Origin of the sequence: Rhodococcus sp. AB351, assembly GCF_049538275.1 — a bacterium.
Classification (GTDB): Bacteria; Actinomycetota; Actinomycetes; order Mycobacteriales; family Mycobacteriaceae; genus Rhodococcus.
Window position 1 is genome coordinate 21,410 of sequence record NZ_JBMVFW010000020.1, and the last position, 12,329, is coordinate 33,738.

Here is a 12,329-nt window from a genome sequence, read left to right on the forward strand (position 1 = left end):
TCGCCTGGATGCATTCCGGACCGCCGTCCTCATGCCGCACCGCGGAACCATCGCACAGTCCAGGTTGCACCGATGAAGGCCGTCAGTTGCCATCGCGCGACGCTGTCGGTCGTCGACATCCCTACCCCCGGACCCAACCGAGGACAATTGCTCCTCGACGTTGTGCGTTGCGGCATCTGTGGATCGGATCTGCACGCAAGAGACCACATCGACGAGCTGACAGAGGCGATGTCTGCACTCGGTGTCAAACATGCTGCCGGCAGCGACATGCCGTTCGTCTTCGGGCATGAGTTCTGCGGTGAGGTGGCCGAGCGTGGCCGCGGCGTAAGTGGACGGTTCAAACCGGGCTCCAGGGTCGTATCGTTCCCGCTGCTGCGGGACCGCAACGGTGTGCACATGACAGGTCTGTCCCCGGCAGCGCCGGGAGCCTACGCAGAACAGGTATTGGCAGAGGCTGCACTTAGTTTCGTGGTACCCAATGGTCTGAGTCCCGACATCGCGGCACTGACCGAACCCATGGCTGTCGCGCTCCACGCCGTACGGCGCAGCGACATCTCGCGTCGTGATACCGCCATCGTGGTCGGTTGCGGTCCGGTAGGTCTAGCGATCGTGTGCCACCTGAAGGCGCAAGGGGTGGAAACGATCGTCGCTAGCGACCCGTCTCCCGGCCGCCGAGAACTCGCCCGACGATGCGGCGCGACCCTCGTCGTCGACCCCACGCAAGATTCGCCGTATGCGGCAGCACCTGGAGTGACGTCAGGTACCGAACTCTACGAGCTGGGTATGACTTCCATGGAGAAGTTACGGCGTCTACCCGGATGGGTGCCGCTCTACCGCATCGCTGAGAAGCTCGGCACGACCACACCGAAGCGTCCGGTCATTTTCGAATGCGTCGGCAACCCGGGCATGCTCGACTCGGTCCTGACATCGGCACCGTTCCATTCCCGTGTCGTAGTGGCCGGGGTGTGCATGGGCACCGACCGGTTCCGGCCGATGTTGGCCACCGGCAAAGAGATCGATCTGCGATTCGTCTTCGCCTACACGCCTCTGGAGTTCCGCGATACCTTGCATCTGCTCGCCGAGGGCAAAGTCGACGCAACAGCGATGGTCACCGGGACTGTCGGCTTACACGATGTGCCCTCCACATTCGAGGCCCTGCGCACTCCCCAGGACCAAGCCAAAGTACTGATCGACCCGTCCCTGGGTCGGCCCCGGCACCGTCCGTCTACCAGATGTACAGCGGGTACTCGGGAGCGCCGTTCAGGCGGTTGACGACAAGGCCGACGAGTACGAGCACCGCGGCAGCGGATCCTGCAAGGAGGATGAACTCCCAGCCGGGGACTGTTGTCGCGGTGGTCCCGATGACCGCAGTCGCCGCGGCCGGGGAATGTGGCACACGAGCGAGCAGCATCGCAGCCAGAGCCAGGGCGCCGGCGAGCGCGCCGAGCCACAACGATTGGCCCAGCAGTCCGACCGAAGCGCCGACTGCGGCAGAGACGATTTGGCCGCCGATCACGTTGCGAGGTTGGGACAACGGAAGTTTCGGCGCCCCCACGACCAGGGCCATGCTGGCCGCCATCGAGGGGATGAGGAACGGACTTCCTGCCACCTCGGTCAGGGCGGCGAGCCCCAGAAGCCCGAGGGCCGCAGCAATCAGTGCGAGTGCGACCGTACGCAGGGCCGGTCGTGGTGACGCGGAGGACCTCCACCAGGGACGACGAGCCGCGTCGAGGACGGGAGGGGACGACATGGACGGCGACGAATCGGCGACTGGGGCCTGCTGGGAGAACATCCGAACTCCTAACTAATGGTTAATGCATTAGCCGGGACTCTAGGGGTAGATTGAAGTACATCGCAAGCACGAATGCACGCAGAACCCGATCGGGAGAGGACCGACCATGCGGACGCAGTACATCGAGAACGGCGTCCTGGTCCGGCCGCTCGAACCACCGTCCACCAATTTCCTGAGCAGCCGCTACTACGACGGTCGCGGCGTCACCGACCTGTTCGACTCGCCCGACCGGGCCCACGCGTGGATGCAGACACTGAATGAAGAGATCAGCTTCCCTCGATCACCTTTCACACCGACCGAGGACCAGCTCGCGCAACTCCGACAACTCCGCGACACGCTCGGCTCCGTCTACCGCGACACGCTCGACGGTGATCCGGCCCAGGCAGCGGCCCACCTGCGCTCGGTGCTCGATCGCACACGCATCACTCCCGGCATCGTTGTCGGTGACGATCGCCTCCACGTCCGCTGGACCACGGACTCCCACGACCTGTTCGAGGAATTGATCGCCGAGATCGCCGTATCCGCAATCACAGCGGTAACCGGTCACGCGGCAACCTTGCTGTGCAAGTGCGAGGCACCACGGTGCGTGCTGTACTTCACCCGACTCAACGCACGTCAGCACTGGTGCAGTGACGTGTGCGGCAATCGCGCACGTGTCGCTCGCGCCGCGAGGACGCGCCGGAAATCGCATCCCGCAGAAGGCACACAACCGAAAAGCGAGGCTCACAACCCTGGTGGTCGACCCTCCGGGTTGTGAGCCTCACTTGTGCATTGTGAGCCTCCCGTCGAACGCCATCTGCGGTCAGCGGGTGTAGCGGTCGGCGAGCTCGGCTCCGATCCGCACCAGTTCCTCCTGCACCGAGACCAACTCGAGGACCTCGACATCGTCGACTCGGTGAAGGTCGTCCGAGATACACCTCGCGACGGACGGGCGCACACCCACCCCGGCGACCGGCGACCTGCACCCGCCTCGCTACGCTCCAGCTCATGAGTGAGCCGACTTCGACCTACACCAACGTGACGCTCGACCCGCGTGCCAACGTCTACTTCGACGGCAAGTGCGTCAGCCACAACTTCCATCTCGCGGATGGAACCCGTAAGTCGGCCGGCGTGATCCTGCCCGCGACCCTGAACTTCGGCACCGCTGCTCCCGAGGTCATGGAGCTGCACAGCGGCGCGTGCCGCGTCCGGTTGGCCGGCAGTGAGGACTGGACCTCCTACGGTGCAGGCGACTCCTTCTCGGTGCCCGGCGACTCGTCGTTCGACATCGAGGTCACCGAAGCCGTCAGCTACGTCTGCCACTACGGCTGACCACACTCCCGAGCGAACGAGAACGCTCCCACCGAGTCCTGCTCGGTGGGAGCGTTCTTCCGTTCGCGGCGACCGGGCCACTACATACGAACCCGACTCAGCCGGTGACCTCTGCGCGGTCGGCCGAAGTGCCGGCCTGCGCCTTCCGCTGCGACGAGGCGTGGCCGACGAACATCGCCGACGCCACGATCCCGATGATCAGAACCGAGGCGGGCAGGAGCATCGACTGGCTCAGCGCGGTGCTGAACTTCTCGGCGATCTGCTCCGGGAGACCGGCTCCCATCGCGGCTCCGCCGCCCTCACCGGCCTGCACCTCACCCAATCCTTGGGCGGCCATCCGCGACGAGATCAGAGCACCGATCGCGGCGCTGCCCAGCACCGAACCGACCTGGCGGGTGGTGTTGTAGATGCCGGCACCGGCGCCCGCCTGGTGGATCGGCAGGTTGTGCGTTGCGGTGGAGGCCAGCGGCGCCCAGATGCACGAATTGGACAGGCCGGCGATACCGGCGATGAGCAGGAACAGCACGATGGGGCTGTCCGGCGTCATGAGCACCGCGAACCCGAAGATCGTCGCGGAGAAGAGCGTGAAGCCGACGGTAGGCAGCACCCGGGGCGGCATCCGGTCGGAGAACTTGCCGATGAGCGGTGCGGTGAGACCGGTGACGATCGCCATCGGGGCGAAGATCAGGGCGGCTTTCGTGGGTGAGAATCCGCGGACCGTCTCGAGATAGAAGTAGGCCGGAACCATCAGGGCCGTCATGGCTGCGCCCATCGACGAGATCGCGATGTTCGACATCGAGAAGTTCCGGTCGCGGAACAGGGCCAGGGGCACCAAAGGTTCGCCCTTGTTGCGCGCCTGGTTGAACACGAACAGCACCATCACCGCGATACCCGCGACGATCATCGTCCAGGTCCAGACGTCCCAGTCGCGGCTGGAACCTTCCTGGATTCCGAAGACCAGCAGGAACAGTCCGACGCCGCTGAGGATCACGCCGACGACGTCGAACTTGTGCGGTTGGGTCTCGAGGCTGGGCACCAGCCATGCCGCCAGCACGAAGGCGATGATGCCGACCGGGACGTTGATGTAGAAGATCCAGTTCCAGCCCTGCCAGTCGACCAGCACACCGCCGACGAGGGGCCCGAGCAGCGAGGCCAGACCGGCGACCGCGCCCCACAGACCCATGGCCGCGCCGCGCTTGTCGGGCGCGAAGGTGCGGGTGATGATCGCCATCGTCTGCGGCGTCATCAGCGCCGCGCCGAGTCCCTGGACGGCGCGGGCGGCGATGAGCATCTCGATGGTGCCGGAGGTCGCGCACCACAGCGATGCCGCGGTGAACACCACCAGGCCCGCGAGATAGACGTGCTTGGGTCCGAACCGGTCGCCGAGACGACCGGTGAACAGCAGAGGCACCGCATAGGTGAGCAGATAGGCGCTGGTCACCCAGACGACCTGATTGATGTCGGCCTGCAGGTCGGCCATGATCGCCGGGTTTGCCACCGCGACGATGGTCAGATCCAGCAGGATCATGAAGAACCCGACCACCAGGGCCGACAGGCCCCACCACGGATTACGTTCGGTTTTCATCGATTTCGTTCCTGTTCGTACCGGTCGAGCACGACCGGCGATCTATTGGGTCAAGGTGTCCCGGTTCGGTCGATGGACTACGGCCGCCCGGGAGCACTACTTCCCGCACCGCTCCTCCGCAGTTCGGCAAGAGTCTCGTCCGTCAGCGCCGCACCCCAGTCGCGGCCGAGATCGTGGGGCGGGTCCGGAATTTGTCGATCCGCGGCGTCGAAGCTCTGCCACACCAGGGAGCCGTCGCGGATCTCCTCGATCAGTCCGCGCAACCAGTCCGCTTCGTGGGCGGTCCTGTCCCGGAGGAAGTCGACGGCCACCCAGTAGCGACGCGGCACGCCGTTGTCCGCGGCCCACGTGCGGATCGCGTCGAATTCGACGAGCTCTTCCTCGAGCCGGTCGATGCGTTCGCCGAGGAGGGCGACGACCTCGTCAGCCGGAAGGTTGTGCGATTCGGCGAGGCCGAGGGGAAAGATCGGATACTCCCGCACCGGGCGACGGATGACCTCGGCGAGGCGGGCCCGCACGGCCGCGGCGCCGGCCGCGGTGATGCTGTAGGTGGTGCGCTCGGGCCTGTTGCCTGCGCGTTCGGTGCCTTCCTGCCGGATCAGTCCGCTTTCCGCGAGGCGGGAAACGGTGTGGTACAGCGAGCTCGGCCGGAGCTTGATCAGGTTGTCCTCGCGGCGCCTGAGCAGAAGCTGGTGCATCTCGTAGGGATGCATCGGCCGTTCCTCGAGCAGCCCGAGTACCGCGACCGCCATAGGCGTCAGGACGGGGATGCGGGGCTGATCGGACACCGGTCTCGATTTCCTTCGATCGTCGGGAGGCGTTGCGATTCTGCGACTGGTTCGCTTCGAATAGTCGGCGCCGAATATACGGCGTGGAATAGCGGACGGACAAGCAGGTCGGGTCGCTCGACATCGGCACGTTCGAGCGTCCCCGGAATCGGCGCGTCCGGGTGGCAGACTCCCCTCGTGGACAGTCGCGTCGAACTCGGAGTCATCGCAATCTTCGCCGGCCTACTCGTCGGTGCGGTGCTGTTCGTGCCGTTCGTCGCGGTGAGCTATCGACGCCGCGGCCGCCTCTCACTCGGACGGCTGGCACTGTTCGTCGCGGCTCTCGTCTACTTCTGGGCGCTGTGGGCGTACACCCTGCTGCCACTCCCCGACCCGCAGATGCTGGTGTGCGCCGGGACCAACACCGATCCGCTCGCCCTCGTCGACGACCTGCGGGGTGCGTGGTCGAACACCGGCAGTCCCACCGCATTCCTCCGCGACACGGCGGTCCTGCAACTGGCGCTGAACGTGCTGCTGTTCGTTCCGCTCGGATTCTTCGTCCGCGCGCTCGGGGGCCGCGGAATCCTCGTGGCGATCGCGGCCGGGTTCGCGACGTCGCTGTTCGTCGAACTCACCCAACTGACCGGCATGTGGGGTGCGTACGACTGCGCGTATCGGGTGTTCGACGTCGACGATCTGCTCACCAACACGGTCGGCGCGGCGCTGGGTTCACTGTTGGCACGTGCGGTTCCGCGCGGATTGTCGGATCCATCCGCTGATGTCGCCCCGGGAGCACCGCGCCCGGTCACCGTCCCACGCCGATTGCTCGTGATGCTGTGCGACTGGCTCGGCTACATGTTGACGACCTTCACCGTGGCGGTCGCGGTGCGGGCCTACCTGATCTATCTCGCCGACGATCGCGTGACTGCCGTCGAAGGCCCCGTGTCGTCGATCATCGGCGGCAGCGTCACCCTCGCGGTGTGGTTGCTCGTCATCCTCACCACGGGCCGGTCTCCCGGTGACCACGTCGTGCGGCTCCGGTACGCGGGTGGGTCGATGCCCGGGGCGGTCTCGCGGCTCCTGCGGTTCCTCGCCGGCATCGGCGGATACGGTCTGCTCGATCTTCTTCCCGAGGATTGGAGCATCCTGGTCACGATCTTCGCAGGTGTCGCGGTGGTGACGGCCCTGTTCACCCACAGCGGCCGCGGTCTGCCGGGCGTGCTGACCGGCCAGGAACTCGTCGACAGCCGTGCGCTCCCGCGGCCGGCGGTGGAGGTCGATTCGACGACGCGCACGTGATGGGCGCGTCCGAAAGGAGGAGTTTCGAGTAGTCCGCTACGCATGATTCCGCAGCACCCGAGCGTGAAGCTTCGTTCGAAGCACTTTTCGGCGCAGGAAAGGATCCGTCATGGCCGACCTGGACTCCCCGTCGACCCGCGAGGTCTGCGGAACGATGGCTGTGCACCACAAATTGCTGTTGCAGAGCCCCAGCTACAAGCAGCGCTGCGAGATGTTCGAGAACCGGGTGTTCGCCTACCGGACAGGACGGCGCGCACCGGCCCCGACAGGTGTCGTGACCGTTCCGGTCGTCGTTCACGTCGTGCACGATCCCGCGTCGCCGTCCCAGAACATCGGTGAAGACCAGATCCGGAGCCAGATCGACGCCCTCAACCGGGACTTCCGCGCCACCAACCCCGACCGTACAAAGGTGCCGGAGATCTGGAAGGACCTCGTCGCCGACATCCGGGTCGAATTCCGGCTCGCGACCGTCGATCCGGACGGCGCACCGACCGACGGGATCACCAGGACCCCGACGACGAAAGAGTTCTTCACGGCGGACGAGGACGACATCAAGTCGTCCGACACGGGCGGCGCCGACCCCTGGCCGAGCGACGACTACCTCAACATCTGGCTGTGCGACGACCTCCGCGACTCGATCGGTCGGCAGATCCTCGGCTACGCCCAGTTCCCCGGCGGACCGGCAGCAACCGACGGTGTCGTCATCGCCCACTCGTGCTTCGGGACCACCGGCACAGCGCGACCTCCCTTCCATCTCGGTCGCACCGCGACACACGAGATCGGCCACTGGCTGAGCCTGCGCCACATCTGGGGCGACGACGGCGACGGCTGCTCGGGCACCGACTTCGTCGACGACACCCCGAACCAGGCGGGCCACAACTTCGGCAAGCCGCGATATCCGCGGGTGACCTGCAACAACGGTCCACACGGCGACATGTTCATGAACTACATGGACTACACCGACGACGAGGCGATGTTCATGTTCACCGCCGGGCAGGCGCTCCGCATGCGAGCGTGCCTGGAAGGACCGCGGGCGTCGTTCCTGCTCGGGGCGCTGGAACCGGCCCGGACGGAATCGGTCGCACTCGGGCCGTCCGGCAACGATGAGACACGAGCCGACTCCGCAGCACGTGCGTCGCTCGACGGCGAGGTGGACGAGTTGCGACGTCAGATCGCGTCGCTCCGGTCGCTTCTCGACCGCATCGGCGGAATCCTGGACCATGCCGGTTGACCACCCCACGGACCCGTCAGGACGCACTGTGAGCGACCCGTCTTCGATCATCGGTACCTGGTTCCATTCCTACGAGGAGGACACCGACACCGCGAGGGTCTACCGCCCTCGCGGGTTTCCGTTTCCTCGCTCGCGCGGACGACCCGGATTCGAGTTCCGGCAGGACGGCACCTACGTCGAATACGACGGCGGTCCCGACGATCGTGGTCGCGCGCGTGTCGGACAGTGGCAGGATCTGGGCGACGGTCGTGTCCGCACCGTCCTTCCCGAGGCGGACCCGAATCCCCATGTGCACACGGTGCTCTCCGTCGACGACGAGATCCTCACGTTCGAATCGGGGCAACCATGAACCTGAGATGAGGGGTTCCGGCCGATGCGACGCACCGGCCGGAACCTCTCGTTCGAGTACGGTCACGATCTGTGCAACCACACGCCGGCGCTGCCGAACCCGATGATGTCGGCGCGACCGTCACCTGTGGTGTCCGCCAGGAACCGCGGATGCTGGTCGACCCGCCACCCACCGGCGTCGTAACCGAAGTTGGTGACGATCAATCCGGGTGCGTCGAACCCGCCGTTGCCGAGTGCGCGCGACACGTAGACGCCGGCATTGCCGAATCCGACGATGTCCGCGCGACCATCACCTGTGGTGTCCGCCAGGAACCGCGGGTGCCGATCGATCCGCCATCCTCCGGCGCTGTAGGCGAAGTTGTCGACGACGCGCGTGACCGGCCCGTACGTCCCATCGGCTCGCGCCAAGGAGACATACACACCCGCCTCGCCGAATCCGACGATGTCGGCCCGGCCGTCCCCGGTGGTGTCCGCGAGGAACCGTAGATGCCGCTCCACGCGCCAACCACCCGCGTTGTACCCGAAGTCGTCGACGACACGCGTGACCGGCCCGAACGTCCCGTCCGCCTGTGCCCGGGACACGTACACCCCGGCATCACCGAAACCGACGATGTCCGCCCGGCCGTCACCCGTGGTGTCGGCCAGGAACCGCGGATGCCGCTCCACCCGCCAGCCACCCGCGTTGTACCCGAAGTCGTCGACCACCCGGGTCACCGGCCCGAACGACCCATCCGCCTGCGCCCGGGACACGTACACCCCGGCATCACCGAAACCGACGATGTCCGCCCGGCCGTCACCCGTGGTGTCGGCCAGGAACCGCGGATGCCGCTCCACCCGCCACCCACCGGCAACGTAGCCGAAATCGGCGACCACCCTCGTCACCGGACCGAACGACCCGTCCGCCTGCGCCCGCGAGACATACACCCCGGCGTCGCCGAACCCGACGATGTCCGCCCGGCCGTCCCCGGTCGTATCCGCCAGGAACCGCGGATGCCGCTCCACCCGCCATCCACCGGCCTGGTAGGCGAAGTCCTTGACGACGAGGCGTGGTGTCTCGAAGCGTCCGTTGGGCTGAGAGCGCGACACGTAGACACCGGCATCACCGAATCCGACGATGTCGGCGCGGCGGTTGCCCGTGGTGTCGGCGAGGAACCGCGGGTGCCGATCGGTACGCCACGATCCGGCGTTGTACCCGAAATTGTTGACGGCGAGCTGCGGCGCCCATCCGAGGTGCCCGGGAGTGACGCCGCAGACGGTGAACGTGTTGCCCTTCATCAGGCACGGGACGCCACCTTCGGCCGCGCAGTTCTCGCAGTTGCCGTTGGCGAGTCCGTATCGTCCGAAGGCACCGCCGCACGTGCACCTGCTGTCCGCGTACTCGTCCGGGCAGCCGAAGATGTGTCCGGTCTCGTGCGCGAACACCCGGTCGATGTTGTCCGGGCCCCAGCCGTCGTTGTTGTAGTCCATGACGACCCGTGGCGCACCCGCGTACGCGAAGTGACCGAGCGGATACTTCGTGAAGAAGGCGCAGTACGTCCAGCGGGTTCCGTAACGGCTGCGGATGTCCTCGACGTAGGCACCCACGCCGTTCCAGTCGGCACTGTAGCCCAGCGCGCCCATCGCCGGATCACGCCAGAGCGCCTCGAGGTCGGCAGCGGACGGGTCCGCCTGCACACTCAGGTTCACGTTCTGGATGTCGTACGAGAAGGAGATGCCCGCCAAGGGGTTTGCGGTGGCGAGCCATCCCAGACCGTTCTGGACCTCGGCGATCACCTTCACCACCTCGGCCTCGGAGAAGCTCAATGCCGCAGTCGGTCCCTGAACGATGACGATGCCGACCGCCACCGACCCCTCGAGATAGGAACTCGTCGGGCCCGCTTCCTGCTCGCTGTCGCTCTCTGCCACCTGGGGCGGGACGGGCACGACCGACGTGCAGTCCCCCATGTCCCACTCTCGACCGTCGCGGGGCCGGTTCTCCTTCGCCCGCCGGTAGTCGGCGGATTGCCGCAACCGTTGCGCCGCGAGGCCCAGTGTCTCGACCTCGGTGGGGTCGTCGACGAGGTCCCGCATGTCTCTGATCTCCGGGACGGATTCCTCCGCGGACTCCCCCGGAGCGGCAAGGATGGAGATCCGCCCGTAGCGGTGGATCGTTCGTTCCTGTGCCTCGTCGCTCGGATCGGCTGCGCGTACGTCGTCTGCACGTACGACGCGTTCCGTGATGTTCAGGTCGCCGGTCATGTCATGCTCCTGATGTCGAAAATGTGTGCAAACCGGTCCGGTGCGAGTCACCGGCCGGGGATGTCCGGCGGTTCGAATCCGGGAGTGTCCCAGTTCGAGCCCTCGCCGGGGCGCGTCTTCGGCGCGTGTCGGGCCACCCAGGCGTCCACGAACAACTGCTCCTCGGGCGACAGACCGAACGACTCGTCATCGGGGGCGGTGTCGTAGACGCCGAGGACGCCGGGGATTCTTCGAATGCCCTCCCTCACATCGGGATCCGCGAGGACGAGGAGCAGTCTGGGCCGGAGCAACTGGGTCACCGGAGCCATGGCCTCGACGTCGGCAAGGGTCGCGTCGGCTCGCTCGGGAACAAGGACGACCAGGTGCTCTCGCGGTGGTTCGACCATGGATGTCTCCCCGTCCTCCGAGGTGCTCCCTCGTTGCGGATTCGTGGCGTCGTGCGAGCAGGCCGCCGCCGACACCAGGACTACGGCCGACAACACCGCCAGGACGACGGAGGTCCTGCGCATCGGACGCCGGCTCACGGCGCGATGGCCAACCCCGCGCCCGCATCGACCTGCGGCAACGGCAGCACCTCGGCCCCGTCGACCAGCGTCTTCCAGAGTTCCTTTCCGGTCTTTGCCGTGCTCTGCACGATGAGCGCCGCCAATCCGGCCACGTGCGGCGTGGCCATGGACGTGCCGCTGATCGTGTTGTAGCGGTCCGGCATCGGCCACGACGAGTACACATCGACACCGGGTGCGGCGATGTCGATCGCGCCGCCCGGGACCACGGTGGCCCTGGCCGAGAACGCCGCCATCCTCAGGTCGGACGCCAGCGCCGCGACCGCCATGATCGACGGCGAGTTCGCGGGACTTCCGACGAATCCGGGGTCCGCGGGCCGACGCGCGTTGTTCCCCGCGGCCGCGATGATCAGTGTCCCGGCGGCCAGTGCGCGCTGTCCGACGGCCTCGTAGGCCATCACCGGCTGAGGAACGTTGGCGCCCAGCGACATCGAGACGACCTGGCACCCGTTGGCCAACGCCCACTCGATCCCGGCAAGGATCGTGGAGTCGGACCCACTGCCCTGATTGCTCAGCACCTTCCCGACGAAGATCGCCGCTTTCGGCGCGACGCCGTAACCCCGCGCGTTCGGTAGATTCCTCGGTCCACAGGACGTCCCGACACAGTGGGTGCCGTGCCCGTTCCCGTCCTGGACCGCCTGGCCTGCAATGAACGATTTGCTGATGATCGTCCGGCCCGCGAAGTCGGGATGGTTCAGGTCGAATCCGGTGTCGAGCACGGCCACTCGAACACCGGAGCCGTCGAACTGCGACGCGAGCGCACGGGTGGCCTGCAGACCCCAGGTGTGCCTGCGGCCGTCCGCCAGATGTGTCTCCATGGCCAGCGGTGCCGCCAGGATATGGACGACATGTTCGGGTTCCACCGCCACGATCGCCGGATCCTGCCGCGCGACCTCCTCGAGCGATTCGACCTGCGACCCGTCGACCACGGCGACAGCCACCCCGAGTCGTTCGAAGATGGTCGCGTCGGCGGATTCGAGTTCGTCGGCGGGTACCGCTTCCGGTCCCGCCTCGTCGCTGGACGCGATCGAGGTCACGCCGCCGATCGATTCGAGTGCGGCCACCCGCTCCTCATGGGTGCTGTCCTCGGTGAAAGTGATGATCTGCCGGCCCGTGGTCTCGGCTTCGACGGGGCCGTCGACATCGTCCGTCATCATGATGGGTTCCTCTGATCCGAAGGGTGACGAGAGATGCG

General features: G+C 66.6%; 12 protein-coding genes. 6 read left to right on the forward strand and 6 right to left on the reverse strand.

Annotated features, from left to right (window positions below; all coding sequences use genetic code 11):
* Positions 1-72: 72 nt before the first annotated feature.
* Positions 73-1,272 (forward strand): zinc-binding dehydrogenase, encoded by a 1,200-nt coding sequence (locus ACPCXD_RS21860; RefSeq protein ID WP_423661131.1) that lies wholly within the window; start codon positions 73-75, stop codon positions 1,270-1,272.
* Here the strand turns inward: ACPCXD_RS21860 and ACPCXD_RS21865 are convergent.
* A complete protein-coding gene (locus ACPCXD_RS21865; RefSeq protein ID WP_237451214.1) occupies positions 1,226-1,792 on the reverse strand; it encodes an HPP family protein in 567 nt (188 codons plus the stop codon). The genes ACPCXD_RS21860 and ACPCXD_RS21865 overlap by 47 nt on opposite strands.
* A 106-nt stretch (positions 1,793-1,898) precedes the next feature.
* Between ACPCXD_RS21865 and ACPCXD_RS21870 the strand changes: the two genes are divergently transcribed.
* Positions 1,899-2,549, forward strand: a complete 651-nt coding sequence (locus tag ACPCXD_RS21870; protein WP_423661132.1) for a CGNR zinc finger domain-containing protein — start codon at positions 1,899-1,901, stop codon at positions 2,547-2,549.
* Between the two features lie 230 nt (positions 2,550-2,779).
* Positions 2,780-3,103, forward strand: coding sequence for a pyrimidine/purine nucleoside phosphorylase (gene ppnP / locus ACPCXD_RS21875; protein ID WP_229568178.1), 324 nt, complete (start codon positions 2,780-2,782; stop codon positions 3,101-3,103).
* A gap of 97 nt (positions 3,104-3,200) precedes the next feature.
* Here ppnP and ACPCXD_RS21880 read toward each other — a convergent pair whose 3' ends face one another.
* A complete protein-coding gene (locus ACPCXD_RS21880) occupies positions 3,201-4,688 on the reverse strand; it encodes a DHA2 family efflux MFS transporter permease subunit (RefSeq protein ID WP_088899194.1) in 1,488 nt (495 codons plus the stop codon).
* A gap of 77 nt (positions 4,689-4,765) precedes the next feature.
* Positions 4,766-5,476, reverse strand: coding sequence for a PadR family transcriptional regulator (locus ACPCXD_RS21885; protein WP_088899195.1), 711 nt, complete (start codon positions 5,474-5,476; stop codon positions 4,766-4,768).
* Positions 5,477-5,653: 177 nt separating this feature from the next.
* On the opposite strand from ACPCXD_RS21885, the gene ACPCXD_RS21890 reads away from it, so the two are divergent.
* The 3 genes from ACPCXD_RS21890 (at position 5,654) to ACPCXD_RS21900 (ending at position 8,334) form a co-directional block, all read left to right on the forward strand.
* Entirely contained in the window at positions 5,654-6,754 is a 1,101-nt protein-coding gene (locus ACPCXD_RS21890) for a VanZ family protein (RefSeq protein WP_423661133.1), read from the forward strand.
* A gap of 109 nt (positions 6,755-6,863) precedes the next feature.
* Entirely contained in the window at positions 6,864-7,985 is a 1,122-nt protein-coding gene (locus ACPCXD_RS21895; RefSeq protein WP_423661134.1) for a zinc metalloprotease, read from the forward strand.
* Between the two features lie 28 nt (positions 7,986-8,013).
* Positions 8,014-8,334, forward strand: coding sequence for a hypothetical protein (locus ACPCXD_RS21900; protein WP_088899197.1), 321 nt, complete (start codon positions 8,014-8,016; stop codon positions 8,332-8,334).
* A 62-nt stretch (positions 8,335-8,396) separates the two neighbouring features.
* Here the strand turns inward: ACPCXD_RS21900 and ACPCXD_RS21905 are convergent, their stop codons facing one another.
* From ACPCXD_RS21905 to ACPCXD_RS21915, 3 genes are all read right to left on the reverse strand, one after another.
* Positions 8,397-10,571 carry an FG-GAP repeat domain-containing protein gene (locus ACPCXD_RS21905; protein WP_423661135.1) on the reverse strand — a complete coding sequence of 725 codons (2,175 nt, stop codon included), beginning with the start codon at positions 10,569-10,571 and terminating at the stop codon, positions 8,397-8,399.
* Between the two features lie 47 nt (positions 10,572-10,618).
* Positions 10,619-10,957, reverse strand: coding sequence for a hypothetical protein (locus tag ACPCXD_RS21910; protein ID WP_423661136.1), 339 nt, complete (start codon positions 10,955-10,957; stop codon positions 10,619-10,621).
* A 134-nt stretch (positions 10,958-11,091) separates the two neighbouring features.
* On the reverse strand, positions 11,092-12,291 hold the full coding sequence (locus ACPCXD_RS21915) for a S8 family peptidase (RefSeq protein ID WP_423661137.1): 1,200 nt from the start codon (positions 12,289-12,291) through the stop codon (positions 11,092-11,094).
* Between the last annotated feature and the right edge of the window lie 38 nt (positions 12,292-12,329).

Excerpts from the sequence above, each read along its gene's own strand:
- ACPCXD_RS21915 (WP_423661137.1), bottom strand. The coding sequence starts at position 12,291 with ATGATGACGGACGATGTCGACGGCCCCGTCGAAGCCGAGACCACGGGC.
- ACPCXD_RS21905 (WP_423661135.1), bottom strand. The coding sequence starts at position 10,571 with ATGACCGGCGACCTGAACATCACGGAACGCGTCGTACGTGCAGACGAC.
- ACPCXD_RS21910 (WP_423661136.1), bottom strand. The coding sequence starts at position 10,957 with ATGGTCGAACCACCGCGAGAGCACCTGGTCGTCCTTGTTCCCGAGCGA.
- ACPCXD_RS21895 (WP_423661134.1), top strand. The coding sequence starts at position 6,864 with ATGGCCGACCTGGACTCCCCGTCGACCCGCGAGGTCTGCGGAACGATG.
- ACPCXD_RS21860 (WP_423661131.1), top strand. The coding sequence starts at position 73 with ATGAAGGCCGTCAGTTGCCATCGCGCGACGCTGTCGGTCGTCGACATC.
- ACPCXD_RS21870 (WP_423661132.1), top strand. The coding sequence starts at position 1,899 with ATGCGGACGCAGTACATCGAGAACGGCGTCCTGGTCCGGCCGCTCGAA.
- ACPCXD_RS21880 (WP_088899194.1), bottom strand. The coding sequence starts at position 4,688 with ATGAAAACCGAACGTAATCCGTGGTGGGGCCTGTCGGCCCTGGTGGTC.
- ACPCXD_RS21865 (WP_237451214.1), bottom strand. The coding sequence starts at position 1,792 with ATGTTCTCCCAGCAGGCCCCAGTCGCCGATTCGTCGCCGTCCATGTCG.
- ppnP (WP_229568178.1), top strand. The coding sequence starts at position 2,780 with ATGAGTGAGCCGACTTCGACCTACACCAACGTGACGCTCGACCCGCGT.